The sequence below is a fragment of the Streptomyces sp. B8-7 genome, assembly GCF_058833805.1.
This window is the reverse complement of record NZ_JBYRRL010000001.1, coordinates 830,526-854,385: the sequence shown is the minus strand read 5'-3', so window position 1 is coordinate 854,385 and position 23,860 is coordinate 830,526. Positions and strand designations below refer to the sequence as shown.

Below are 23,860 nucleotides of genomic sequence, written 5' to 3'. Positions count from 1 at the left end.
GCCGGGTCACCTCGCCTCGCGTGCGAGGGCGACGGCGTGCAGGCGCTCCAGGCGCTCGCGGGTGGTGTCGTCGGACGGGACGTACGTCAGCATCCGCGGCCCGGTCTGCGGCGCGAGCCACAGGTCGGTGTGCTCCAGGGTGAGGTGGCCGACGTGGGCGTTGCGGAACTCCTTGCGCTTGGTGCGGTGGGTGACCACCTCGTGCCGGTCCCAGACCTCGCGGAACTCGGCGGACTCCGCGCGCAGCCGTGCGACCAGCGCCTTCCAGGCGGGCTCGGCCAGGTGCCCGGCCATCGCGGCGCGGAACCGCGCGGCCATCAGACGCCGCGTCTCGGCCAGGTTCACGATCGAGGAGCACCAGTCGTCGTGGGTGTACGACAGGAGCAGGCAGTTGCGGTCCTCGGGCGGTACCGCGTCCAGGTCGCACAGCAGCAGCCCGTAGGTGCGGTTGTGGGCGAGGATGTCGTACCGGCTGTTCTGCAGGCACGCCGGGAACGGCTCCAGCTGCTCCAGCAGGGCCCGCAGCCCCGGTGTCACCGACGGGCAGGCGGTGGTGGGGGCCGGGTCGACGGCGGCGGCGAGCCGGAAGAGGTGGGCGCGCTCGCCGGGGTCGAGCAGCAGGGTGCGGGCGAGGGCGTCGAGGACCTGCGCGGACACCTGGATGTCGCGGGCCTGCTCCAGCCACGTGTACCAGGTGACGCCGACCGCGGAGAGCTGGGCCACCTCCTCCCGGCGCAGTCCCGGGGTGCGGCGCCGGCGGCCGCGCGGCAGGCCCACCCGCTCGGGGGCGATGTGCTCGCGGCGGTGGCGCAGGAACGCGGCGAGTTCGTGCCGGCGCACCCGGTTGTCGGCGGCGGTGTCGCGGGGCCCCGGGGCGACGGGGGCCGCGGAGGCGCCCCGCGCCCCGGAGGCGTCAGCCGGCCGGGAGACGTCACCCGTCCCGGGGGCGTCACCCGTCCCGGGGGCGTCAGCCGCCCTGGAGGCGTCACCCGTCCTGAAGGCGTCGGCCGGCCCGGAGGCGTCCGGTGCCGCGGACGCGTCGCGGGCCGGAGCCCCGGCCCGCGGGCCGGCCGGGCGGGCCTGGTCGGTGGGGTCGCTCGGGGCCGGGGCCGGGGCCGTCGTCGTCATGGCCCCCATCCTCGCGCGGGCCGCACCCTGGTGCCAGGTGGTTCCAGTACCAGGACAAGGACACTCTGGTACCCGGCTGTGCGGCCGCGCAGGCTCGACGGCGTGACACACTCCACCGCAACCTCAACCTCCACCTCCACCTCCACCTCAACCTCCGCTTCCGCCACGCCTTCCGCCGCCCTCCCGCCGGACCGGGTCCGCGCTCCGGTGCGCACGCCCGGCCTGGGCGGCCTGGGACTGTTCACGGTGCTGCTCGGCGCGGCACTCCCTCTGATCGACTTCTTCATCGTCAACGTCGCGCTGCCGGACATGGGCCGGGACCTCGCGGCGGGCGAGTCCGTACTGGAACTCGTCGTGGCCGGGTACGGAGTGGCGTACGCCGTGCTGCTGGTGCTCGGCGGACGGCTCGGCGACCTGTTCGGACGGCGCAGACTGTTCCTGGCCGGGATGGCGGCGTTCGGGCTGACCTCGCTGGCGTGCGGGCTGGCGCCCGGGGCGTGGAGCCTGGTCGGGGCGCGGATCGCGCAGGGCGCGGCGGCCGCGCTGCTGCTGCCGCAGGCACTCGCCACGCTGCAGGCGGCCACCAGCGGTCCGCGCCGGGCGCGGGCGATGGGCCTGTACGGGGCGACGGCCGGGCTTTCCATGGTGGCCGGGCAGATTCTCGGCGGACTGCTGGTGGCGGCGGACCCGGCGGGCCTCGGCTGGCGGGCGGTGTTCCTGGTGAACGTGCCGGTGGCGGCGGCCGGGCTGGTACTCGCCGCGGTCGCGGTGCCGCAGACGCGTTCGGCGCGGCCGGAGCCGGTGGACGGCACCGGTACGGTGCTGCTCGCGGTGGCGCTGCTGGCACTGCTGGTGCCGCTCACGGAGGGCAGGTCGGCGGGCTGGCCGTGGTGGACGTGGCTGTCGCTGGCGGTGTTCCCGCCCGCCGCGGGGGCGTTCTGCGTGGTCGAGCGCCGGGCCGAGCGGGCGGGGCGGACGCCGCTGGTGCCTCCGAGCCTGTTCGCGCACGTGCCGCTGCGGCGCGGGCTGGTGATGGTGCTGCCGTTCTCGGTCGGCTGGGGCGGGTTCCTGTTCGTCACAGCGGTGGCGCTCCAGCGGGGCGCCGGGCTCGGGCCGGTCGCCGCGGGGGCGGCGCTGTCTCCGCTGGCCGGGGCGTTCTTCGTGTTCTCGCTGGCCGGGCCGCGGCTGGTCGCCCGGTACGGAAGCCGCGTGGTGACCGCGGGCGCGGTGCTGCAGCTGGCGGGCGTCGGACTGCTGACCCTGGCGCTGTGGGCGACGTGGCCGGACCCGGGGTGGTGGGCGCTGCTGCCGGGCGGGGTGCTGGCGGGCGCGGGGCAGGCACTGCAACTGCCGGTGCTCTACCGGATCGTGCTGTCCTCGGTGCCGGCGGACCGGGCCGGGGTGGGCAGCGGGGTGATGAGCACCGCCCAGCAGTCGGCGCTGGCCGTGGGCGTGGCCACGCTCGGCACGCTGTTCCTGTCCCTGGTCCCCGGGCTGGGGATGCGGGACGCCCTGGTCACGACGCTGCTGGTGCAGATGGCGGGCGTGGTGCTGACCGGGCTGCTCAGCCTGCGGCTGCCGCGGACCGTGGACTGAGCGGGACGGGTCCGCCCGCCCGGAGCGCGGGCCGGGCGGGACCGGGTCCGCCCCGGCGTGCGGGCGGCTGTCACAGGGCTGTGACCGGAGGTATGGCCTCCGTCACTGCCGCGGCGGGCGGCCACTGGTGGGGTGGGCGGATGCGTGCACCCCACAACGGGCCTTCGCCCCCCGGACCAGGACACCGGCGCTCCGGCCGCGGCGGTGGCACACGGCGGTGGCGCCCGTGATGCTGCTGCCGCTCGTCCTCCTCGCCCTGTGCTTCCTCCTGGCCGGGTGCGTCGCGGTGCTCGGGATGCTGCTGCCGGGCCGGCCCGAACCGTGGCGCCGGCATCTGCTGCTCAGGCTCGCCTGGCTGGCCGCGGCCGGGGCGGCGGCCGTCTATCTGTCGGGCCTGGCGGACGTGGCGCTGAGCGAGCACGCCTTCGGCAACGGCGCGGACTCGGTCCCGGCGCCGGCCTGCCGGGACGGCATCGCCCCGGAGGTCCGGGCGGGGCTGAGCCGTCACCGGGCGTCGTATCTGCCGCTCGCCTTCGACTGCGTCCGCGAGGACGGCAGCAGCTACCCGGCCAACCCGGCCTACGCATGGATGAACCCGGTGTCCGCGGGTCTCGGGCTGGCGGCCGCCGGGCTGGTGACCGGGGCGTGGTACGCGACCGGGTTCCGCGGGCGCGGCGGGGCCGCCCGGTGATCCGGCGGTATGCGCTGCCGCTGCTGCTGAACCTGCTGCTGGGGGTGCCGGCACTGGTCCCGTTGATGTGTGCCCGCTGGTATGCGGCGTACGGCCACTGCGACCTGGACGACCTGCACCGGCCGGACCTGGACGGCTGTACCTACGACCAGATCGAGAACAGCGGGTTCGCCCTGTTCGGTCTGGTCGGCGGGGGCCTGGCCGTGCTCGGGCTGGTCCTGCTCGCGGACGTGGTGCTGCCGCTGCGCCGGGGGCGTCCGCCGACGCCCGCGCTGGTCACGTCGCCCGCGCTGTTCGTGCCGTTCGCCGTGCTGCTGGGCGTCTGAGCCGGCGCGCCACTCGGTACGGGTCCGGGCGCACAGGCCGGGCGCGCGGCTCTCCCGCCCCGGCGCGGGGCCCGGACGGGCGGCCCCGCAGGCCGGGCCCGCAGGCCGGGCCCGCGGGTCTCAGGCGCGCAGGCCACGGACCAGGAGGTCGACGACGGCGGTGAGTTCGGCCTCGATCCCCTCCTGCTCCCCCTCACGGGCGTGGCACGGGCCGGGAACCGGCCGGGCGCTCCAGGCCCGCTGAGCGGCCCGTACCACGCACGACGCCCGCCCGCCGTCCGGCGGTACCGGGCGACGGGCGGGCGTTCGGCGGATCGGGGGCCGCGGCCCCCGGGCGGCGGGGAGCCGGGGGTCAGCAGCCCAGCAGACGGGAGGCCAGGTAGCCCTCGATCTGGTCGAGGGAGATCCGCTCCTGCTTCATCGTGTCGCGCTCGCGCACGGTGACCGCGTTGTCGTCGAGGGTGTCGAAGTCGACGGTGACGCAGTACGGGGTGCCGATCTCGTCCTGGCGGCGGTAGCGGCGGCCGATCGCACCGGCGTCGTCGAACTCGATGTTCCAGTGCTGGCGCAGCGCCTGGGCGAGGCCCTTGGCCTTCGGGGACAGCTCGGGGTTGCGGGACAGCGGGAGCACGGCGACCTTCACCGGGGCGAGGCGGTGGTCGAGGCGCAGCACGGTGCGCTTCTCCATCTTGCCCTTGGCGTTGGGCGCCTCGTCCTCGACGTAGGCGTCCAGCAGGAAGGCGAGCATGGCGCGGCCGACGCCGGCCGCGGGCTCGATGACGTACGGCGTCCAGCGCTCGCCGGCCTCCTGGTCGAAGTACGACAGGTCCTGGCCGGAGGCCTTGGCGTGGGAGGAGAGGTCGTAGTCGGTGCGGTTGGCGACGCCCTCCAGCTCGCCCCACTCGCTGCCGCCGAACTGGAAGCGGTACTCGATGTCGGCGGTGCGCTTGGAGTAGTGGGAGAGCTTCTCCTGCGGGTGCTCGTACCAGCGCATGTTCTCCTCGCGGAGACCGAGGCCGGTGTACCAGTTCCAGCGCTGCTGCATCCAGTACTCCTGCCAGGTCTCGTCCTCACCCGGCTTGACGAAGAACTCCATCTCCATCTGCTCGAACTCGCGGGTGCGGAAGATGAAGTTGCCCGGCGTGATCTCGTTGCGGAACGACTTGCCCATCTGGGCGATGCCGAACGGCGGCTTGCGGCGCGAGGTGGTCTGCACCTGGGCGAAGTTGGTGAAGATGCCCTGGGCGGTCTCGGGGCGCAGGTAGGCGACCGAGCCGGAGTCCTGGGTCGGGCCGAGGTGGGTGGAGAGCAGGCCGGAGAACTGCTTGGGCTCGGTGAACTGGCCCTTGTTGCCGCAGTTGGGGCAGTTGACGTCGGCCAGGCCGTTCTCGGGGGCGCGGCCCTTCTTCTCCTCGTAGGCCTCCTCCAGGTGGTCCGCGCGGAACCGCTTGTGGCAGGAGGTGCACTCGGTGAGCGGGTCGGTGAACGTGGCGACGTGACCGGAGGCGACCCAGACCTCGGGGGCCAGGATCACGGACGAGTCGAGACCGACGACGTCCTCGCGCGAGGTCACCATGTAGCGCCACCACTGACGCTTGATGTTCTCCTTGAGCTCGACACCCAGCGGCCCGTAGTCCCAGGCGGCACGCTGGCCGCCGTAGATCTCACTGCACGGGAAAACGAAGCCACGGCGCTTGCTCAGGCTGACGATGGTGTCGATCTTGTCGGCGGCCACGGTGCTCTCTTCATTACGACGACGGGCGACGAAGCGAGGTGCTTCCAGCGAAGGCCTCAGGTTACCGGCGTTGCCTGCCCCGCGGCCAAATCGGTCCGGTCTTCGGTCCGTTCACCCAGCTTGTTGACAATGGTTTCCATCTTTGCTGAAAATGAGTGTCATGAACGTACGACGACCTCATATATCCGGGATCACCGTCGCGGCCCTCGCCGCCCTCGGCCTCGGCGCCCTGTCCGCCTGCTCCACCGACAGCGCCGCCGCGGGCGGCACGGACCGGCTCGACGTCGTCGCGTCGTTCTACCCGATGGAGTTCCTCGCCGAGCGCATCGGCGGAGAGCATGTGCACATCACCACCCTCACCGAGCCCGGCCAGGAGCCGCACGACCTGGACGTCAGCGCCCGCCAGCGGGCCCGGCTGGAGGAGTCCGACGCGGCGCTCTACCTCTCCGGCCTCCAGCCCGCCGTCGACGAGGCGATCGCGCAGTCCGGCGTGCAGACGAAGATCGACGCGGCCCGGCTCACCGAGCTGGAGGACCTCGGCGTCGAGGACGGCCACGGCCACGGCGGCGAGGAGCACACCGGCGCGGCCGGCGACGAGCACGCCGACGCCTCCCACCTCGACCCGCACGTCTGGCTCGACCCGGTCCGCTACGCCGAGATCGCCGCCGGCGTCGGCAGCGCCTTCGAGAAGGCCGACCCCGGACATGCCGCGGACTACCGCGAGAACACCGACGCGCTGGTCAAAGAACTGAAGAAGCTCGACAGCGACTACGCGCAGGGCCTGAGGAACACGAGGACCAAGGTCTTCTTCACCAACCACGCCGCCTTCGGCTACCTCGCCGAGCGCTACGGCCTCACCCAGGAGGCCATCACCGGCCTCGACCCGGAGAGCGAGCCCAGCCCCGCCCGGATCAGGGAACTCCAGCAGGAGGCGAAGGCCGACGGCGTCACCACCGTGTTCTACGAGACGCTCGTCTCCGACAAGACCGCCAAGACCCTCGCCGCCGACACCGGCCTGAAGACCGACGTCCTCGACCCCCTGGAGGGCATCACCGACGCCTCCCGCGGCGAGGACTACCTCCAGGTCATGCGCGCCAACCTCAAGGCTCTCGAAACGGCCCTGGGCACCCGGTGAACACCATGGAGGACGCCATGAGCGAGCCCGTCATCACCCTGCGCGGCATACGTGCCGAGCTGGGTTCGCGCACCGTCCTGCGCGGCGTCGACCTCACCGTGCGCCGGGGCGAGGTCGTCGCCCTGCTCGGTGCGAACGGCTCCGGCAAGTCGACCGCCGTACGCAGTGTCATCGGGCAGGTGCCGGTCGCGGCCGGCGAGATCGAGCTGTTCGGCACCCCCCGCCACCGCTTCCGCGACTGGCACCGCGTCGGCTACGTCCCGCAGCGCACCACCGCCGCGGGCGGCGTGCCCGCCACCGTCACCGAGGTCGTCTCCGCCGGCCGGCTCTCCCGCGCCCGCCTCGGCATCCTCCGCAGGGCCGACCACGCGGCCGTCCGGCACGCCCTGGAACTCGTCGGCATGGCCGACCGGGCGAAGGACTCCGTGGACGCCCTCTCCGGCGGCCAGCACCAGCGGGTGCTGATCGCCCGCGCGCTCGCCGCCGAACCCGAACTGCTGATCATGGACGAGCCGATGGCGGGCGTCGACCTCGCCAGCCAGGAGGTGCTCGCCCGGACCCTGCGCACCCAGGTCGCCGCGGGGGTCACCGTGCTGCTCGTCCTGCACGAGCTGGGCCCGCTGGAGCCCCTCATCGACCGCGCCGTCGTGCTGCGCGACGGCTGCGTCCTGCACGACGGCCCGCCGCCCCGGGCCGTCGGCCAGCACGCCCTGCCCGGCCACGACCACGTCCACCCGCACGCGGCCCACGACGCCGAGCCGCTCCGCACGGGACTGCTGAGCTGATGGAACTCCTGAACTACGCCTTCATGCAGCGGGCCCTGCTCGCCGCCGTCCTGGTCGGCATCACCGCCCCGGCCATCGGCATCTACCTCGTCCAGCGCCGCCAGGCCCTCATGGGCGACGGCATCGGCCATGTCGCCATGACCGGTGTCGGCCTCGGCTTCATGCTGTCCTGGTCCCCCGTCTGGATGGCCACCCTGGTCTCCGTCGCCGGCGCCGTGCTCATGGAGCTGATCCGCTGGTACGGCAAGACCCGCGGCGACCTCGCCCTCGCCATGCTCTTCTACGGCGGCATGGCCGGCGGCGTCATGCTGATCAACCTCGCACCCGGCGGCGCCAACGCCAACCTGCTGTCCTTCCTCTTCGGCTCCCTGTCCACCGTGTCCGAGTCCGACGTGCGGACCATCTGCGTCCTCGCCGCGTTCGTCATCCTCACCACGCTGCTGCTGCGCCGCCAGCTGTTCGCCGTCAGCCAGGACGAGGAGTTCGCCCGGGTCACCGGGCTGCCGGTGCGCGCGCTGAACCTGCTCGTCGCCGTCACCGCCGCGGTGACCGTCACCGTCGCCATGCGCGTCGTCGGGCTGCTGCTGGTGTCCGCGCTGATGGTGGTCCCGGTGGCCGCCGCCCAGCAGATCAGCCGCAGCTTCGCCGCCACCTTCGCCCTCGCCGTCACCATCGGCGTCGGCGTGTCCCTCGGCGGCACCGTCACGTCGTACTACCAGGACGTGCCGCCCGGCGCGACGATCGTGCTGCTGGCCATCGGCGTGTTCGTCGCCCTGACCGCGCTCGCCGCGCCGCTCGCCCGCCGCAGAGCAGGCGCGGCCGCCGCCGCGCACCCCGCCGCGGACCCCGCGGAGTGCCTGATTCCGGCCGGCCGGGAACCCGGGGAGGGAGTCGGCGTCTGACCGCCCCCGGGCCGGGCTGGCACAATGGCCCGGCAGGCGAGACGTGAGGAGGCAACCGGTGACGACCGCTGGACCGCCCGTCAAGGGCCGCTCCACCCGGCAGCGGGCCGCGGTGGCGGCCGCTCTCGACGAGGTCGACGAGTTCCGCAGCGCGCAGGAGCTGCACGACATGCTCAAGCACAAGGGCGACTCGGTCGGGCTCACCACCGTCTACCGCACCTTGCAGTCCCTCGCCGAGGCCGGCGAGGTCGACGTCCTGCGCACCTCCGACGGGGAGTCCGTCTACCGCCGCTGCTCCACCGGAGAGCACCACCACCACCTGGTGTGCCGCTCCTGCGGCCGCGCCGTCGAGGTCGAGGGTCCGGCCGTGGAGAGCTGGGCGGAGGCGATCGCCGCCGAGCACGGCTACGTGAACGTGGCGCACACGGTCGAGATCTTCGGCACCTGCGCCGACTGCGCGGCGAAGTCCGGCTGACCCGCCCCTCCCGCGGCGACACCGGCCGGCCCGCGACCCGCGCGGCCGGCCGCCGCCGTTCCCGGCTCAGGAGGAGCGGTCCTCCGCGGCCGACAGCTCCTCGTTCGGGATCGCGCCGCCGAAACGCCGGTCCCGGGAGGCGAACTCCAGGCAGGCGCGCCACAGATCGCGCCGGTCGAAGTCCGGCCACAGCACGTCCTGGAACACCATCTCCGCGTAGGCGCTCTGCCACAGCAGGTAGTTGGACGTGCGCTGCTCGCCGCTGGGACGCAGGAACAGGTCCACGTCCGGCATGTCCGGGTAGTACAGGTACTTCTGGACGGTCCTCTCGGTGACCTTGGCCGGGTCGAGCCGTCCCGCCCGCACGTCCTCGGCGAGCGCCCGCGCGGCGTCGGCGATCTCCGCGCGGCCGCCGTAGTTCATGCAGAAGTACAGGGTCAGCCGGTCGTTGTCCTTCGTCTGCTCCTGCGCCACCTGGAGCTCCTTGGCCACCGACTTCCACAGCCGGGGCATCCGTCCCACCCAGCGCACCCTGATGCCCAGCTCGTCGAGCTGGTCGCGGGTCCTGCGGATGAAGTCCCGGTTGAAGTTCATCAGGAAGCGCACCTCCTCCGGCGAGCGCTTCCAGTTCTCGGTGGAGAACGCGTACAGGGAGATGTTCCCCACGCCGATCTCCACGGCGCCCTGGAGCACGTCGAGCACCCGCTCGGCGCCGACCTTGTGCCCCTCGGTGCGCGGCAGCCCGCGCTCCTTCGCCCAGCGCCCGTTCCCGTCCATCACGATCGCCACGTGGTCCGGGACCAGCTCACCGGGCAGCTTCGGCGGCCGCGCGCCGGACGGGTGCGGTTCCGGCGTCCTGTACTCGCGGCGCTGGCGCCCCAGGAACCCGCGTACCACCATGTGCGTCTCGTCTCTCTTCTCTGCGACTGCTTCTCGGACTGCTTCTCGGACTGCTTCTCGGACTGCTACTCGGACTGCTTCTCGGACTGCTTCTTGCCTCGCGTGCGTGCTCCGTCGGGTGCGCCGCCCGCCCGTGCTGTGCGCCCGGGCCCCGTACGTGCTTCCGTGCCCGTGCTCCCGTGCCCGTGCTTCCGTGCCCGTGCTCCGTGTCGTGCTCCGTGTCGTGCTTCGTGCCCGCGCTTCGCTTCCGTGCCGCCCGGCTACCTCTCGACGTGCTCGACGTAGCGGAGCGAGCGGAGTCCGCGCTCCAGGTGCCAGTGCAGATAGGCGGACACGAGCCCGCTGCCCTCCCGCACGTGCCTCGGCTCCGACGCGTCCGCGGTCTCCCAGTCCCCCGTCAGCAGCGCCCCGAGCAGCACCAGTGTCTGCGGCGACGGTACGACGCTACCGGGCACCCGGCAGTCGGTGCACACGGAGCCCCCGGAGGCGACCGAGAAGAACCGGTTGGGGCCGGGCATCCCGCACTTCGCGCAGTCGCCGAAGCTGGGCGCGTAGCCGTTCACGGCGAGGGAGCGCAGCAGGAACGCGTCGAGGACGAGGTGCGGGGCGTGCTCGCCGCGCGCGAGCGTGCGCAGCGCGCCCACCAGCAGCAGGTACTGCTGCACGGCCAGCTCGCCCTCGTGGTCGGTGAACCGCTCGGCGGTCTCCAGCATGGCGGTCCCCGCCGTGTAGCGGGCGTAGTCGCCGACGATGCCGCCCCCGTACGGTGCGATGGTCTCGCTCTGGGTGCACAGCGGCAGGCCCCGCCCGACGAGTTCGCCGCCCCGGGCGAAGAACTGCACGTCCACGTGCGAGAACGGCTCCAGCCGGGCCCCGAACTTCGACTTGGTGCGCCGTACCCCGCGGGCGACCGCGCGCACCCGCCCGTGGCCGCGGGTGAGCAGCGTGATGATCCGGTCCGCCTCCCCCAGCTTCTGGGTGCGCAGCACGATGCCGTCGTCGCGGAACAGGCTCATGCCCTCATTCTCTCGTACGGCCGGCCGGGCGGGGGCCGACGGGGTGACCGGGACCCCGGCGAAGGGGACACCGGGCGGCGGAGCCGGCGCCGGACCCGCGCACGGGGCAGGGAGCCGGCGTCGGTCCCGCACATCGGGCGGATCCGCCCTTACCATGACGAACCCGAGCCGATCGGACGTGCCCGGCGTCCCCGCCCCACCGCCTCACCGTCCCACCGCCCCGCCTCCGCCCCTCACCTCCGCCCTTCGCCACCGCTCCGGCCCCGTGGCCCCGGCGCTCCCCGGCGCTCCCCGGCGCTCCCCGCAGGATCCGACCTCCCCCTGGAGGACCCGACGTGCCCCCTGGTGTCCCGGCCCCGCACCGCCGGTCGCTGCTGAAGTACGCCGGGGCGGTCGGCGCCGCCGGAGCGGTCGGCGTGCTGCCCGGCTGCGGGCCGGAGTCGACGATCGACCTCGGCGGCGGGACGACCCTGACGGCCGTCATCGGCTACGGCAACGACGGCAGCTGGGACCCCACACAGACGGCGTCCGCGTTCTCCATGGCCGCCAACCACCACGTCTACGAGGGCCTGCTCGACACCGACCCGGTGACCCGCGAGCCGTATCCGGCGCTCGCCACCGCGCTGCCCGCCGACCCCCGGGCCACCACCTGGCGGTTCACGCTCCGCCCGGGAGCCGTCTTCCACGACGGGCGCCCCGTCACCGCCGACGACGTGGTGTTCGTCTTCGACCGCGTCCTCGACCCCGGCACCCCGACGCTCGTGCAGGGCTTCTTCGCGCCCTGGCTCGCCTCGGTCCGCGCGACCCGCCGCGACCAGGTCGAGCTGACGCTGAAGTTCCCCTTCCCGGACGGCCTGTCCCGCCTCACCCTCGCCAAGGTCATGCCGCGGCACGTGTTCGGCCGGCCCGGCGGCTGGGACGAGGCCGCCAAGGGCCTCGCGGTGGGCTCCGGGCCGTACCGGCAGACCGCCCACCACCCGAGGTCCAACACCGCCTTCGCCGCGTTCGACGGCTACAACGGCCCGCTGCGCCCGGCGTTCCCGAAGATGAACTGGCTGTCCATCGTGGACGCGGCCCCCCGCGTGGCCCGGCTCTCCGGCGCGGGCGCGCAGGTGTCCGACAACATCCCCTACGCCGACATCGGCCGACTGCGCGACGACGGCCTGTCGGTGGCGGGCGGGGCCGGGATGAACAACCTGTTCCTGATGTTCAACACACGGCACGCGCCGTTCGGCGACGTCCGGGTGCGGCAGGCCCTGCGGTACGCCGTCGACACCGGGCAACTGGTGCGGGTGGCCCTCAAGGGGCACGGCACCCCGGCCTCGTCGTTCCTGGACGAGGGGCATCCGGCCTACCGGCGCGCCCGCACCGTCTACGCCCACGACCCGGACCGGGCGCGGGCGCTGCTGAGGGCGGCCGGAGCGGAGGGGCTGCGCGTCGACCTGCTCGCGGTGAACGTCAGCTGGGTCGTGGACTGCCTGCCGACCATCAAGGCGTCCTGGGACGCGGTCGGCGTCCGCACCACGCTCTCCCCGCAGGAGACGACGGCGGTGTTCACCAAGCTGGACCAGCGGCGCGACTACCAGGTCGTCGCGGCCGCCTCCAACCCCGGCCAGTTCGGCCTGGACGCGGACCTGATCCTGCACTACAACCACGGCCCGCGGAACCTGTGGATGGAGTACGCGCGCTGGACCGGCGACCCGGTCGCGCGCAGGCTGTTCGCGGACCTGGACCGGGCCACCCGCGAGATGGACCCGGAGCGCAGGAGGACGATGATCCAGGACTGCGTCGACGTCGTCGCCGAGCAGGGCGTGCTGTACCCGGTCGTCCACAACGAGCTGATGACCGCCTGGGACCCCCGGCGGCTGACCGGCCTGCGGGCCCAGCCGTACCCGGGACTCAACCTCCTGCGCGCGGCGTGGGTGTGACGCCGTGACCACCGTGCTCGTCATCCTCGCCCGCCGTGTGGCGCTGCTGGTGCCGCTGCTGCTGGGCATCGCCCTGTTCGTGTTCGTCGTGATGCGGTTCTCCGACGTGGACCCGGCGTCGGCGTTCTTCCAGGGCGCCAACCCGACGCCCGAGCAGCTGCACGCGTTCCGCGAGCAGCACGGCCTGCTCGACCCGCTGCCCGTGCGTTACGTCCACTTCGTCGGCGGCCTCCTCCACGGCGACCTCGGCACCAGCGCGCTGACCGGGGCGCCGGTGCTGGACCTGGTGGCGACCGCGCTGCCGCTCACCCTCCAGCTGACCTTCCTCGGGCTCGCCGTCGCGATGGTGCTGGCCCTGCTCGGCGGGGTCGCCGCCGCCCTCCACCGGGGCCGGGCGGCCGACCAGTTCATCCGCGTGGTGTCGCTGGTCGGTGTCGCCGCGCCCGGCTTCTGGCTGGCCCTGCTGATGATCCAGTACCTGGCGGTGGAACTCGGCTGGTTCCCCTCCGGCGGCTACATCAACCCGGCCGACTCGGTCACCGGCTGGCTGCGCACCATGGCGCTGCCGGCGCTCGCGCTGTCCCTGCCGGTCGCCGCCCAGCTCACCCGGGTGGTGCGCACCTCGATGGTGGAGGAGCTCGACAAGGACTACGTGCGCACCGCGATCGGCAGCGGACTGCCGCCCCGCGTGGTGGTCGGCCGGAACGTGCTGCGCAACGCGCTGGTCAACCCGCTGACCGTGCTCGGGCTGCGGGTCGGCTACCTGCTCGGCGGCGCGGTCGTCATCGAGACCGTCTTCGCACTGCCGGGCATGGGCAAGCTGATGATCGACGCCGTGCGCAACGGCGACCCGGCCGTCGTGCAGGGCGTCGTGCTGACCACCGCCGCCGGCTTCGTCGTGGTCAACCTCGTGATCGACGTGCTCCATCTGCTGGTCAACCCGCGCCTGAGGGAGGCGAGCCCGTGATCACGCGCAGGCGTCTGACCGAGGCGCTCAGCCGGCCGGGCGGGGTCCGGGCGCGCCGCCTGCGGCAGTTGCCACGGCCGTCGAAGGCCGCGGTGTGGCTGCTCGCGGTGGTCGCCCTGACCGCCGTGCTGGCCCCGCTGCTCGCCCCGTACGACCCGCTGGACCAGCAGCCGCTCACCGACGGCAGCGGGCATCCGTCGGCCGCGCACTGGATGGGCCAGGACAGCCTCGGCCGGGACGTCATGAGCCGCCTGATGCACGGGGCGCGGTGGTCGCTCGCCATCGGGCTGGGCGCGACCCTGCTGGCCCTGGTGGCGGGGGCGCTGCTCGGCGCGGTCGCGGCGACGTCCCGCAAGCGGGTCGACGAGACGCTGATGCGCTGTCTGGACGTGGTGATGGCGTTCCCGGGGATCGCGCTCGCGGCGGTCCTGGTCGCGGTGTTCGGCGGCGGCATCACGGTGCTGATCTGCGCCATCGCCTTCCTGTTCACGCCGCCGGTGGCGCGGGTGGTGCGGGCCAACGTCCTCGACCAGTACGGCGAGGACTACGTGACCGCCGAGCGGGTGATCGGCGCCCGCACCCCGCACATCGTCGTCCGGCACGTGGCGGTCAACTGCCTCGCCCCGGTCCTGGTGTTCTGCACCGTGCAGGTGGCCGAGGCGATCGTGTTCGAGGCATCGCTGTCCTTCGTCGGGGCCGGGGTGCGGCCCCCGGACCCGTCCTGGGGCAGTGTTCTCGCCGACGGCAAGAACATGGTCCTGACCGGCGGCTGGTGGGCGACCGTGTTCCCGGGGCTGCTGATGCTGGCGACCGTGCTGGCGCTGAACGTCCTGTCCGAGGGCGTGTCCGACGCCTGGGCGGCCCCGGCGCCCGCACCTGCCCCGGCCTCCGCGCCGGCTTCTGCGCCGGCTTCTGCGCCGGCTTCTGCTGCTGCTTCCGCACCGGCCTCCGGGCCCCCCGCGCCGACGCCGTCCACCGGGAGGCCGGCCGCTCCTTCCGCGCCGGCCGCGTCCGCCGCACCGTCCGCCGCACCGTCCGCCGGGCCCTCCACCGGGCCCTCCGCGCCGACTCCTCCCGCCGCGCCCGGGGAGCCCGCCGGGGCCCCTGTCCGGCCCGGCTCCGCTCCCCTCCCGGCGGAGCCCGCACCCGTCCCCTCCCCCGGTGGCGGACCGGGGCCCGGCGCCCCGCTCCCCCCGGACGGCACCCTGCCCCTGCCCGCGCTGCGGGCCGCCGCCGAACGGCTGCGGTCCCGGGCCCGGCCGCTGCCCGCCGGGGAACCCGTACTCGCCGTCGAGGACCTCCGCATCGGCTTCCCCGGCCGTCACCGCGGGGTGGACGTGGTCGCCGGAGCCGGCTTCGAGGTGCGCCCCGGCGAGGTGCTCGGTCTGGTCGGCGAGTCCGGCTGCGGCAAGTCGCTGACGACGCTCACCGTGATGGGCCTCGCGCCCCGGGGCGCCCGGGTACGCGGCCGGATCGCCTTCCGGGGACGGGACCTGACGGCCGCACCGGCCAGGGAGCGGCGGCGGCTGCTGGGCCACGAGATGGCCATGGTCCACCAGGACGCCCTGTCGTCGCTGAACCCGGCGATGACCGTACGGGCCCAGCTGCGGCAGGTGGTGCGGCGGGGCGGCCGCCGCAGCCCCGCCGCACTGCTGGAGCTGGTCGGCCTGGACCCGCGGCGCACCCTGCGCAGCTACCCGCACGAGCTGTCCGGCGGTCAGCGCCAGCGCGTCCTGATCGCCATGGCGCTGTCCCGGGACCCGAAACTGATCATCGCCGACGAGCCGACCACCGCGCTGGACGTGACCGTCCAGGCCCAGGTGATGCGGCTGCTGCTGGAACTGCGCCGGGAGCTGGGCTTCGCGCTGGTCCTGGTCTCGCACGACCTGGCGCTGGTGGCCGACGTCACCGACCGGGTGGTGGTGATGTACGGCGGGCAGATCGTGGAGTCGGGCGTGACCGCCGAACTGGTGGGGGCGCCCGCCCACCCCTACACGCGGGGGCTGCTCGGCAGCGTGCTGTCCCTGGAGTCCGCCGACGCACGGCTGACGCAGATCGGGGGGATGGTGCCCGCCCCGGCGGACTTCCCGGACGGCTGCCGGTTCGCCGACCGCTGCGACCGGGCCGACGCGCTGTGCCGCTCGGTGGTCCCGCAGCCGGCCGGCCCGCCCGCCCACCGGGTCGCCTGTCACCGGCCCGCCGTCGATCCGGCCGCCGGCCCGTGGGGCGAGGTGCCGGCATGAGCGCGCTGGCGGAGCTGACCGACGTGGCCGTCGTGCACCGGGCTCGCGGCGGCGGCCTGCTGCGCCGCGACCGGGTGTACGCGCTGACGGGTGCGTCCCTGTCCGTCGCGCCGGGCGAGACGGTCGGCGTGGTCGGCGAGTCCGGCTGCGGGAAGTCGACCCTGGCGAAGGTGCTGGTGGGAGTGGAGCGGCCGACGGCCGGCTCGGTGGCGTTCCGGGGCCGCGACCTGTGGGCGGTGCCGGCGGCCGAACGCCGGGCCCTGGTCGGCCGGTCGGTCGGGATGGTGTTCCAGGACCCGTCGACGGCGCTGAACCGGCGGCTGCCGGTACGGCGGATCCTGCGCGACCCGCTCGACGTGCACGGCTTCGGCACCGCCCGGGACCGCGAGGCGCGGGTGCGGGAGCTGATGGCACTGGTGGGCCTGGCACCCGCGCTGGGCGACGCGCTGCCGGGGAGCCTGTCCGGCGGACAGCGCCAGCGGGTGGCGATCGCCCGCGCGCTGGCGCTGGAGCCGGGCCTGGTGGTGGCCGACGAGCCCACCAGCGCGCTGGACGTGTCGGTGCGCGCGCAGATCCTGAACCTGCTGCTGGACCTGAAGGAGCGGCTCGGGCTGGCCCTGGTGTTCGTCTCGCACGACATCCAGACGGTGCGGCGGATGAGCGACCGGGTGATCACCATGTACCTGGGCCGCATCGTGGAGGAGTGCCCGGCCGCGCGCGTCGCCGACCGGGCGCGGCACCCGTACACCCGGGCGCTGTTCTCCGCCGCGCCCGGGCTGCTGGCCCCGGCGGAGCCGATCACGCTGAGCGGCCCGGTGCCGTCGGCGTCCCGGCCGCCCAGCGGGTGCCCCTTCCGCACCCGCTGCTGGAAAGCGGACGAACCGTGCTCCGCCACCATGCCGGACTTCTCCGCCCCTTACGGGACAGATCACCGCTTCCGATGTCACCATCCTGTGCAGGAGGACGAGTCGACCCGCGATCTCGCCGCCCAGAGCCGCCCCCGGGAGTCCCCATGACGCTGCCCGTCCCGCTGTCCGGTGTCGTACCGCCCGTGTGCACACCGCTGACCCCGGACGGCGAGGTGGACGTGACCTCGCTGCACCGGCTGATCGACCATCTGGTGGCGGGCGGCGTGAGCGGACTGTTCGTGCTGGGGTCGACCTCGGAGGCGGCGTTCCTGACCGACCGGCAGCGCGGGCTGGTGGTGCGGGCGGCGGTGGACCACGCGGGCGGGCGGCTGCCGGTGCTGGCGGGCGCGATCGACATGACGACCGGGCGGGTGCGCGAGCAGGTGGCCGCCGCGGCGGAGGCGGGCGCGGACGGAGTGGTCGTCACCGCCCCGTTCTACGCCCGCACCCACCCGGCCGAGATCGCCCGCCACTACCGCCTGGTCGCAGCCGCGTCCCCGGTCCCGGTGGTGGCCTACGACATCCCCACCGCGGTGCACACCAAGCTCCCCGGTGGGCTGGTGCTGGAGCTGGCGGCGGAGGGCGTGCTGGCCGGGCTGAAGGACTCCAGCGGCGATCTGGGCGCCTTCCGCGAGGTCGCCGCCGGGGCGCGGGCCCTGCCGGGGTTCTCGGTGCTCACCGGCTCGGAGGTGGTCGCCGACGCGGCGCTCGCGCTGGGCGCGGACGGGGCGGTGCCGGGGCTGGCGAACGTGGACCCCGAGGGGTACGTGCGGTTGTTCCGGCTGTGCCGGGCGGGCGACTGGGAGCGGGCGCGGGCCGAGCAGGAGCGGTTGTGCGTGCTGTTCGGCATGGTCGGGGTGGGTGACCCCGCGCGTATGGGGCCGAGCTCCTCGGCGCTGGGGGCGTTCAAGGCGGCCCTGCATCTGCGGGGGGTGATCGACTGTCCGGTCACGGCCGAGCCGCAGGTGGGGCTCTCCGCGGCGGAGGTGGAGCGGGTGGGGAAGGTGCTTGCTGCGGTGGGCCTGCTTTAGCGCTGGCCGCTTGGGGGGGGCGGGGCCTTCGCTGGGGGTGGTGCCCGTCTTGGCGGGCCTCGGCGCCGTCGTGGTCGGGTGCGCAGTTCCCCGCGCCCCTTCGTGGGCGAATGCGGCGCCGTCGTGGCTGGGCGCGCAGTTCCCCGCGCCCCTGAGGGTGTGGCGCCGGGCGGCGTGAAGAGTGAGCGGGGGCCGCGCTCCCGTCGCAGCTGCCGCGCCGTCGTGGTCGCGTGCGCAGTTCCCCGCGCCCCTTCGTGAGCGAATGCGGCGCCGTCGTGGTCGGGTGCGCAGTTCCCCGCGCCCCTTCGTGAGCGGCTGCCGCGCCGTCGTGGTCGGGTGCGCCGTTCCCCGCGCCCCTTCGTGGGCGAATGCGGCGCCGTCGTGGCTGGGCGCGCAGTTCCCCGCGCCCCTGAGGGTGTGGCGCCGGGCGGCGTGAAGAGTGAGCGGGGGCCGCGCTCCCGTCGCGGCTGCCGCGCCGTCGTGGCTGGGTGCGCCGTTCCCCGCGCCCCTGAGGGTGTGGGGCCGGGTGGCGTGAGGGGTGGGTGGGGGTGTTGGGCGCGGCTCTGGGGGTGGGGGCCGGAGGGGTCAGAAGAGGAGGGCGGAGGGGAGTCTGCGGAACTCGATGGTTTCGTAGGGGCTTTCCTTGCCGGTCTCGTAGAGGACGCCCACGGTGCTCTTGTCGAGGCGGGTCAGGTCGGAGTAGGCGGCTTTGCGGTCGGTGAGGGTGAGCACCTTGGTGAAGGTGCGCCCGCCGTCGGTGGAGCGCCAGACGGCGAGGGACCGGCGGGCGGTGGGCACCGAGGGGCCGGAGAAGAGCAGGGGGGCTCCGGGGCCGTCCAGTTGCAGCACGCTCGCCTGGACGACCGGCACGTCGTTGAGGGTGGGCTGGACGGCATAGGGCCGCTCCAGGGTCTCGCCGCCGTCGGCGGAGTGGCTGTCGAGGCGGTTGCCGGTGGACAGGCCGTGCTGGTCGCGGGCGGAGAAGTACAGGCGGCCGTCGGTCAGCTGGGTGGCGCTGGTCTCGTTGGCGTTGACGAACCCGTCGTAGACGTCGTCGACGAAGCCCAGCCGCCAGCTGGCTCCGCCGTCGTCGCTGTAGAGGGCGTGGCCGCCGTAGTAGCGGGGTTCCTGACCGGTGTCGGTGGAGCCGGCGGGCGGGGCGGCCGAGTGGTTGGCGGGCACGACCAGGCGCCCGGCGTGCGGGCCCGAGGTGAGGGCGACGGCATGGCCGGGCCCGGTGGCGTACCAGCGCCAGCCGGGGCGTTTGACCTGCGCGGTGATCTCGTGGGGCGGTGTGAAGCGGCGGCCGTCGTCCCAGCTGTGCTGCACGAACACCCTGCGGCTCTGCGCCTCGGTGACCTCCCCGCGCATGATCTGCGCCTCGGTCACCGATCCGCTGTTGTAGGAGGTGACGAGGACGACGGTGTCGGTGCGCGGGTCGACGACGGGGGCCGGGTTGCCGCGGGTGTCGCCGCCGCCGGGGGCCACGACGGTGAGCGGGCCCCAGGTGCAGCCGCCGTCGGTGGAGCGGCGCAGCACCACGTCGATGGTGCCGGTGTCGCCGGCCCCGTCGCGGCGGCCCTCGGCGAAGGCCAGGACGGTGCCGCGGCCGGTGGTGACCACGGCGGGGACGCGGTAGGTGGCGTAGCCGCCCTGCCCGGAGACGTAGGGGACGGACCCCGAGCAGCCGGCCGCGGCGGAGACGGACATCGGGGCGGCGAGGGGGCCGAGAAGCACGGCGGCGACCAGGAGGGTGCGGCTCAGTCGGGACATCCCTCTCCCTCAGGGGTGGTGGAGACCCCGATGATCGCACGGTTTCTGACGGATCGTAGTATTTTCTCCGTTCCGTCGTTGCGTGCGTCACCGTCTCCGGGCCCAGGCGTGCGACGGCCCGCTCCACCCGGCGACGAGGGCAGGGTGCGCGGCGCGGGCGGCGGAACCCGAGCCCCGGAACGGGACGGCGTCAGGACGGGGTGCAGGCTGCCGCGAGCAGACGGGTGACGCCCTCCGTGTCGATGGTCAGCGCGGAGCCCACCGTGGCGAGCACCTCGCGCTCGGCCGGTGTGTACGGTCCGTCGGCGAGGGCGATCCGGGCGCCCTGGAGGAGGACCGCGTCACGGCCGGCCGGTGCGAGGTGCGGCGCCAGCGGGTCGAGTGCCTCGTGCAGCTCTATGGCCAGACCGGGCCCGCAGGGCGCACCGTGGACCCGGCCGGTGTCCGCGGCGAGCGCTTCGACGAGGGCGTCGAGCTGCTCCTCGGTGCAGTCGTCGAAGCCGGCCCGGCGGACGGCGTCGGCGGCGGCGCCGAGGGCGAGCCGGGTGCGCGGTCCGCCGCCGGCCGCCAGCACCGCGAGGGCGACGGTGTGCACGGCGTCCCGCAGCATCGCGGAGAACCGGCTGGTGGTGGGGTGGTCGAGGGCGCCGGTGCCGTAGGTGCGGCGGCAGGCGGCGCACTCCACGACCGGGCCGGTCTCGCCGCGGGCCAGGACGGGCACGCCCAGCACGGTGAAGCGGCGGCGGCCGGTGAGCCGCTGGTAGTTGCGGTCGCCGCCGCAGCCGGGGCAGTAGAACTGCCCGTCGCCGACGGCGGTCCACACCGTGCGGGTGCCCAGGATGCGCGCGACCTTGCGGGCCCGGTCGTCTCGTCCCCGTCCTGGCAGCACGTCGCACCTCCTAGACCCCGCGGCAGCATCGCCGCGCTGGCGTGATGTTAGCCACATGACGGAGGCGTAGTCAGCACCCTGGACGAGACCTTTCCGTGACCTGCGCCTCCCGGTGGCCGATATGCGACGGTGCCCCGCCCGCCCGGGACGGGGCGGGCGGGGCGGTGGCGGCGGGCCGGACCAGGTCAGCGAGCGGCGCGGTTGACGGCGGAGACGACCGCCTTCAGCGACGCGCGGGTCGTGTTCGCGTCGATTCCGATGCCCCACAGAACCTTGCCGTCGATGGCGCATTCGATGTAGGAGGCGGCCTGCGCGGAGGCACCCTCGCTCATCGTGTGCTCCTGGTAGTCCAGCAGGCGTACGTCGATGCCGATGGACTGCAGGGCGTCGAAGAAGGCCGAGATCGGACCGTTGCCGGTACCGGACAGGACGGTGTCGGCGCCGTCCACCGTGGCCTCCACATGGAGCGTGTCCACGCCGTCGGTGTCGGTGGTCGACTGGCCGGTGCGGACCTGGATGCGGCCCCACGGGTTGTCCGGATTCGGCAGGTACTCGTCCTGGAAGACCGCCCAGATGTCCTTCGGGGTGATCTCGCCGCCCTCGGCGTCCGTCTTCGCCTGGATGAGCCGGGAGAACTCGATCTGCATCCGGCGGGGCAGGTCCAGCTTGTGGTCGTTCTTCAGGACGTAGGCGACGCCGCCCTTGCCGGACTGGGAGTTGACCCGGATGACCGCCTCGTAGGAGCGGCCGACGTCCTTGGGGTCGATGGGCAGGTAGGGGACGGCCCACTCGATGTCGTCGACGCCGACGCCCCGCGCGGCCGCCTCGGCCTCCATGGCGTCGAAGCCCTTCTTGATGGCGTCCTGGTGGGAGCCGGAGAAGGACGTGTAGACCAGGTCGCCCACGTACGGGTGGCGCGGGTGGACCTCCATCTGGTTGCAGTACTCCCAGGTACGGCGGATCTCGTCGATGCGGGAGAAGTCGACTTGCGGGTCGACGCCCTGGGAGAACAGGTTCATGCCCAGGGTGACCAGGTCGACGTTGCCGGTCCGCTCGCCCTGCCCGAACAGGCAGCCCTCGACGCGGTCGGCGCCGGCCATCAGGGCCAGCTCGGCGGCGGCGACGGCGGTGCCGCGGTCGTTGTGCGGGTGCACGGACAGGCAGACGTACTCGCGACGGGACAGGTTGCGGTGCATCCACTCGAAGCGGTCCGCGTGCGTGGACGGCGTCGACCGCTCCACGGTGGCGGGCAGGTTCAGGATGATCTCGCGGCCCGGTCCGGGCTGGTAGACGTCCATCACCGCCTCGCAGACCTCCAGCGCGAAGTCCAGTTCGGTGTCGGTGAAGATCTCCGGGCTGTACTGGTAGCCGAACTCCGTCTCGGGACCCAGCAGCTTCTCGGCGTACTCGACGACCAGGCGGGTGCCGTCGACGGCGATCTGCTTGATGTCGTCCTTCGAACCGCGGAAGACGACCCGGCGGAACACCGGGGCGGTGGCGTTGTACAGGTGGACCGTGGCGCGGCGGGCGCCCTTCAGGGACTCCACGGTCCGCTCGATCAGGTCCTCGCGGGCCTGGGTGAGCACCGAGATGGTGACGTCGTCGGGGATCGCCCCGGGCTCCTCGATGATGGAGCGCACGAAGTCGAAGTCGGTCTGGCCGGAGGAGGGGAAGCCGACCTCGATCTCCTTGTAGCCCATCGCGACGAGCTGGTCGAACATGCGCCGCTTGCGCTCGGGGGACATCGGGTCGATCAGGGCCTGGTTGCCGTCGCGCAGGTCGGTGGAGAGCCAGCGGGGGGCTGCCGTGATCCGCCGGTCGGGCCAGGTCCGGTCGGGGATGTCGACCTGCTCGTAGCGGCCGTACTTGTGGACCGGCATGGTGCTGGGCTGCTGGCGGTTCGCCATGGGTGCGGGGCTCCTTGGGGTGTCCGGAAGGACGGCCGACGAGGCAACGCCAAGCTCCGCGGGGAGGGAGTCGACCTGGACTACAGGCCCTCGCCGCGGCAGCTAAGAAGAAGCAGCCCGAAACGCATGATGCGCAGCATGCTAGCCGAGCCTCCCCGGGTGCGGCGGTGCGTATCAGTATGCGGGACCGCGACCCCATACCGGACAAAAGGTGCGCTTCTTCACATTCGGCCCGGCGGGCAGGGGTCCGGGGCCCGGGGTGTAGCACAGCGCAACCGTCAAGGGCGGCCGCATCCCCACATTTCACCAATCATGGTTGCAGGTGGTGACAGCCCGGTGGCCCGGTGCGATGGTGCCCGGCATGACGACCGTCTTCTGCACCATCGTCCCGCCGCACGTCCTCGACCGGCTCGCCCGGTCCGAGGACCCCGCGCTCGCCGGACCCGCCCGGCGGACCCTCCAGCGCGACGCCTTCGAGCGCACCCAGCGCCGTCTGACCACGGTGATCGGCGCGCCCGCGGCCACCCCGCCCGACGAGGCGGAGCCCCGCACCCCGCGCCGCACGGTGTACGACGCCCGCCACCGCACCGGCCTGCCCGGCGAGCGGGTCCGCGCGGAGGGCGAGGAGCCCGGCACCGACGCCTCCGTCAACCGCGCCTACGCCGGCCTCGGCGCGACGTACGAGCTGTTCCTCGACGCCTTCGACCGCGACTCCGTCGACGGACGGGGTCTGCCGCTGGACGCCACCGTCCACTACGCGCGCGACTACAACAACGCCTTCTGGAACGGCTCGCAGATGGTGTTCGGCGACGGCGACGGCGAGATCTTCCTCGACTTCACCCTCCCCGTCGACGTCATCGGCCACGAACTCGCCCACGGCGTCACCCAGTACACCGCCAACCTCGCCTACTTCGGCCAGTCCGGCGCCCTCAACGAGTCGATGTCCGACGTGTTCGGCTCCCTGATCAAGCAGCGCACCCTCGGCCAGACCGCCGGGGAGGCCGACTGGCTGATCGGCGCCGGCCTGCTCGCCCCCCGGGTCACCGGCACCGCCCTGCGCTCGATGAAGGCCCCCGGCACCGCCTACGACGACGACGTCCTCGGCAAGGACCCGCAGCCCGCGACGATGGACGACTACGTCCACACCGGGCGCGACAACGGCGGCGTCCACATCAACTCCGGCATCCCCAACCACGCCTTCTACCTCGCCGCCACCGCCCTCGGCGGCCACGCCTGGGAGCGGGCGGGCCGCATCTGGTACGACGTCCTGACCGGCGGCAGGCTGACGGAGGACGCCCAGTTCACGGACTTCGCCGCGCTCACCGTCGAGGCGGCCGCCGACCGCTACCGCGACGGCGCGGAACTCCAGGCCGTCAGCAAGGCCTGGGAGGAGGTCGGCGTCCTCACCGCCTAGATGCCGCCCAGGTGCACCCCCAGGTGCACACCCCAGGTGCACACCCAGGTGCACCCCCAGGGGGACATCCCAGGTGCACGCCCCAGGTGCCGCGCGGACGCCGGGCAGGCC

21 protein-coding genes are annotated in these 23,860 nt (G+C 73.8%); 13 read left to right on the top strand and 8 right to left on the bottom strand.

The features are described from left to right. Window positions 1-6: 6 nt before the first annotated feature. Window positions 7-840: a helix-turn-helix transcriptional regulator gene (locus AC5K6T_RS03580; RefSeq protein ID WP_493207313.1), complete on the bottom strand. Its 834-nt coding sequence runs from the start codon at window positions 838-840 to the stop codon at window positions 7-9. 495 nt (window positions 841-1,335) lie between these two features. On the opposite strand from AC5K6T_RS03580, the gene AC5K6T_RS03575 reads away from it, so the two are divergent. The 3 genes from AC5K6T_RS03575 to AC5K6T_RS03565 all read left to right on the top strand — a co-directional run bounded on the left by AC5K6T_RS03575 (window position 1,336) and on the right by AC5K6T_RS03565 (window position 3,741). Then, entirely contained in the window at window positions 1,336-2,724 is a 1,389-nt protein-coding gene (locus AC5K6T_RS03575; RefSeq protein ID WP_493205531.1) for an MFS transporter, read from the top strand. Between the two features lie 229 nt (window positions 2,725-2,953). Continuing rightward, the gene (locus AC5K6T_RS03570) at window positions 2,954-3,415 is read left to right on the top strand and encodes a hypothetical protein (RefSeq protein ID WP_493207311.1); all 462 of its coding nucleotides are present in this window, start codon (window positions 2,954-2,956) and stop codon (window positions 3,413-3,415) included. Further along, a complete protein-coding gene (locus tag AC5K6T_RS03565; protein ID WP_493205529.1) occupies window positions 3,412-3,741 on the top strand; it encodes a hypothetical protein in 330 nt (109 codons plus the stop codon). The genes AC5K6T_RS03570 and AC5K6T_RS03565 overlap by 4 nt, the downstream gene beginning before the upstream one ends. Before the next feature lie 120 nt (window positions 3,742-3,861). On the opposite strand, the gene AC5K6T_RS03560 is transcribed toward AC5K6T_RS03565, so the two are convergent. Together AC5K6T_RS03560 and AC5K6T_RS03555 are read right to left on the bottom strand one after the other, a co-directional pair. Beyond that, the gene (locus AC5K6T_RS03560; RefSeq protein WP_493205527.1) at window positions 3,862-3,999 is read right to left on the bottom strand and encodes a hypothetical protein; all 138 of its coding nucleotides are present in this window, start codon (window positions 3,997-3,999) and stop codon (window positions 3,862-3,864) included. A 94-nt stretch (window positions 4,000-4,093) separates the two neighbouring features. Next, on the bottom strand, window positions 4,094-5,476 hold the full coding sequence (locus AC5K6T_RS03555; protein WP_493205525.1) for a glycine--tRNA ligase: 1,383 nt from the start codon (window positions 5,474-5,476) through the stop codon (window positions 4,094-4,096). Between the two features lie 160 nt (window positions 5,477-5,636). Between AC5K6T_RS03555 and AC5K6T_RS03550 the strand changes: the two genes are divergently transcribed. Genes AC5K6T_RS03550 through AC5K6T_RS03535 form a run of 4 tightly spaced genes read left to right on the top strand, consistent with a single transcriptional unit; the run spans window position 5,637 to window position 8,773 of the window. Next, the gene (locus AC5K6T_RS03550; protein WP_493205523.1) at window positions 5,637-6,611 is read left to right on the top strand and encodes a zinc ABC transporter substrate-binding protein; all 975 of its coding nucleotides are present in this window, start codon (window positions 5,637-5,639) and stop codon (window positions 6,609-6,611) included. Window positions 6,612-6,628: 17 nt separating this feature from the next. Next, the gene (locus AC5K6T_RS03545) at window positions 6,629-7,396 is read left to right on the top strand and encodes a metal ABC transporter ATP-binding protein (RefSeq protein WP_493205521.1); all 768 of its coding nucleotides are present in this window, start codon (window positions 6,629-6,631) and stop codon (window positions 7,394-7,396) included. Then, window positions 7,396-8,298 carry a metal ABC transporter permease gene (locus tag AC5K6T_RS03540; protein ID WP_493205519.1) on the top strand — a complete coding sequence of 301 codons (903 nt, stop codon included), beginning with the start codon at window positions 7,396-7,398 and terminating at the stop codon, window positions 8,296-8,298. Before AC5K6T_RS03545 ends, AC5K6T_RS03540 begins: the two co-directional genes overlap by 1 nt. Before the next feature lie 58 nt (window positions 8,299-8,356). Next, entirely contained in the window at window positions 8,357-8,773 is a 417-nt protein-coding gene (locus AC5K6T_RS03535; protein ID WP_493205517.1) for a Fur family transcriptional regulator, read from the top strand. 66 nt (window positions 8,774-8,839) lie between these two features. Here AC5K6T_RS03535 and AC5K6T_RS03530 read toward each other — a convergent pair whose 3' ends face one another. Next, entirely contained in the window at window positions 8,840-9,673 is an 834-nt protein-coding gene (locus tag AC5K6T_RS03530; RefSeq protein ID WP_493205516.1) for an isoprenyl transferase, read from the bottom strand. A 260-nt stretch (window positions 9,674-9,933) separates the two neighbouring features. After that, complete coding sequence (recO, locus tag AC5K6T_RS03525) at window positions 9,934-10,689, bottom strand: DNA repair protein RecO (protein ID WP_493205514.1); 756 nt, start codon at window positions 10,687-10,689, stop codon at window positions 9,934-9,936. Between the two features lie 335 nt (window positions 10,690-11,024). Between recO and AC5K6T_RS03520 the strand changes: the two genes are divergently transcribed. The 5 genes from AC5K6T_RS03520 to AC5K6T_RS03500 are packed head-to-tail and all read left to right on the top strand — an operon-like array spanning window position 11,025 to window position 17,766. Further along, the gene (locus AC5K6T_RS03520) at window positions 11,025-12,617 is read left to right on the top strand and encodes an ABC transporter substrate-binding protein (RefSeq protein WP_493205513.1); all 1,593 of its coding nucleotides are present in this window, start codon (window positions 11,025-11,027) and stop codon (window positions 12,615-12,617) included. Window positions 12,618-12,621: 4 nt separating this feature from the next. Then, window positions 12,622-13,584, top strand: a complete 963-nt coding sequence (locus tag AC5K6T_RS03515) for an ABC transporter permease (protein WP_493205511.1) — start codon at window positions 12,622-12,624, stop codon at window positions 13,582-13,584. Further along, window positions 13,581-15,827 carry a dipeptide/oligopeptide/nickel ABC transporter permease/ATP-binding protein gene (locus tag AC5K6T_RS03510; protein ID WP_493205509.1) on the top strand — a complete coding sequence of 749 codons (2,247 nt, stop codon included), beginning with the start codon at window positions 13,581-13,583 and terminating at the stop codon, window positions 15,825-15,827. Before AC5K6T_RS03515 ends, AC5K6T_RS03510 begins: the two co-directional genes overlap by 4 nt. Then, on the top strand, window positions 15,824-16,843 hold the full coding sequence (locus AC5K6T_RS03505) for an oligopeptide/dipeptide ABC transporter ATP-binding protein (RefSeq protein ID WP_493205508.1): 1,020 nt from the start codon (window positions 15,824-15,826) through the stop codon (window positions 16,841-16,843). Before AC5K6T_RS03510 ends, AC5K6T_RS03505 begins: the two co-directional genes overlap by 4 nt. Then, the gene (locus tag AC5K6T_RS03500; RefSeq protein WP_493205506.1) at window positions 16,840-17,766 is read left to right on the top strand and encodes a dihydrodipicolinate synthase family protein; all 927 of its coding nucleotides are present in this window, start codon (window positions 16,840-16,842) and stop codon (window positions 17,764-17,766) included. The genes AC5K6T_RS03505 and AC5K6T_RS03500 overlap by 4 nt, the downstream gene beginning before the upstream one ends. A gap of 585 nt (window positions 17,767-18,351) precedes the next feature. Here the strand turns inward: AC5K6T_RS03500 and AC5K6T_RS03495 are convergent. From AC5K6T_RS03495 to leuA, 3 genes are all read right to left on the bottom strand, one after another. Then, window positions 18,352-19,539 (bottom strand): sialidase family protein, encoded by a 1,188-nt coding sequence (locus tag AC5K6T_RS03495; protein WP_493205504.1) that lies wholly within the window; start codon window positions 19,537-19,539, stop codon window positions 18,352-18,354. Window positions 19,540-19,729: 190 nt separating this feature from the next. Further along, the gene (locus tag AC5K6T_RS03490; RefSeq protein WP_493205502.1) at window positions 19,730-20,428 is read right to left on the bottom strand and encodes a tellurite resistance TerB family protein; all 699 of its coding nucleotides are present in this window, start codon (window positions 20,426-20,428) and stop codon (window positions 19,730-19,732) included. Between the two features lie 185 nt (window positions 20,429-20,613). Beyond that, a complete protein-coding gene (gene leuA / locus AC5K6T_RS03485; protein ID WP_493205501.1) occupies window positions 20,614-22,335 on the bottom strand; it encodes a 2-isopropylmalate synthase in 1,722 nt (573 codons plus the stop codon). Between the two features lie 361 nt (window positions 22,336-22,696). On the opposite strand from leuA, the gene AC5K6T_RS03480 reads away from it, so the two are divergent. Next, window positions 22,697-23,749 (top strand): M4 family metallopeptidase, encoded by a 1,053-nt coding sequence (locus AC5K6T_RS03480; protein WP_493205499.1) that lies wholly within the window; start codon window positions 22,697-22,699, stop codon window positions 23,747-23,749. Window positions 23,750-23,860 lie beyond the last annotated feature (111 nt).

Bases quoted from the DNA above. Each gene is read 5' to 3' on its own strand.
- AC5K6T_RS03570 (WP_493207311.1), top strand. From the start codon at position 2,954: ATGCTGCTGCCGCTCGTCCTCCTCGCCCTGTGCTTCCTCCTGGCCGGG.
- AC5K6T_RS03540 (WP_493205519.1), top strand. From the start codon at position 7,396: ATGGAACTCCTGAACTACGCCTTCATGCAGCGGGCCCTGCTCGCCGCC.
- leuA (WP_493205501.1), bottom strand. From the start codon at position 22,335: ATGGCGAACCGCCAGCAGCCCAGCACCATGCCGGTCCACAAGTACGGC.
- recO (WP_493205514.1), bottom strand. From the start codon at position 10,689: ATGAGCCTGTTCCGCGACGACGGCATCGTGCTGCGCACCCAGAAGCTG.
- AC5K6T_RS03505 (WP_493205508.1), top strand. From the start codon at position 15,824: ATGAGCGCGCTGGCGGAGCTGACCGACGTGGCCGTCGTGCACCGGGCT.
- AC5K6T_RS03495 (WP_493205504.1), bottom strand. From the start codon at position 19,539: ATGTCCCGACTGAGCCGCACCCTCCTGGTCGCCGCCGTGCTTCTCGGC.
- AC5K6T_RS03530 (WP_493205516.1), bottom strand. From the start codon at position 9,673: ATGGTGGTACGCGGGTTCCTGGGGCGCCAGCGCCGCGAGTACAGGACG.
- AC5K6T_RS03545 (WP_493205521.1), top strand. From the start codon at position 6,629: ATGAGCGAGCCCGTCATCACCCTGCGCGGCATACGTGCCGAGCTGGGT.
- AC5K6T_RS03500 (WP_493205506.1), top strand. From the start codon at position 16,840: ATGACGCTGCCCGTCCCGCTGTCCGGTGTCGTACCGCCCGTGTGCACA.
- AC5K6T_RS03480 (WP_493205499.1), top strand. From the start codon at position 22,697: ATGACGACCGTCTTCTGCACCATCGTCCCGCCGCACGTCCTCGACCGG.
- AC5K6T_RS03550 (WP_493205523.1), top strand. From the start codon at position 5,637: ATGAACGTACGACGACCTCATATATCCGGGATCACCGTCGCGGCCCTC.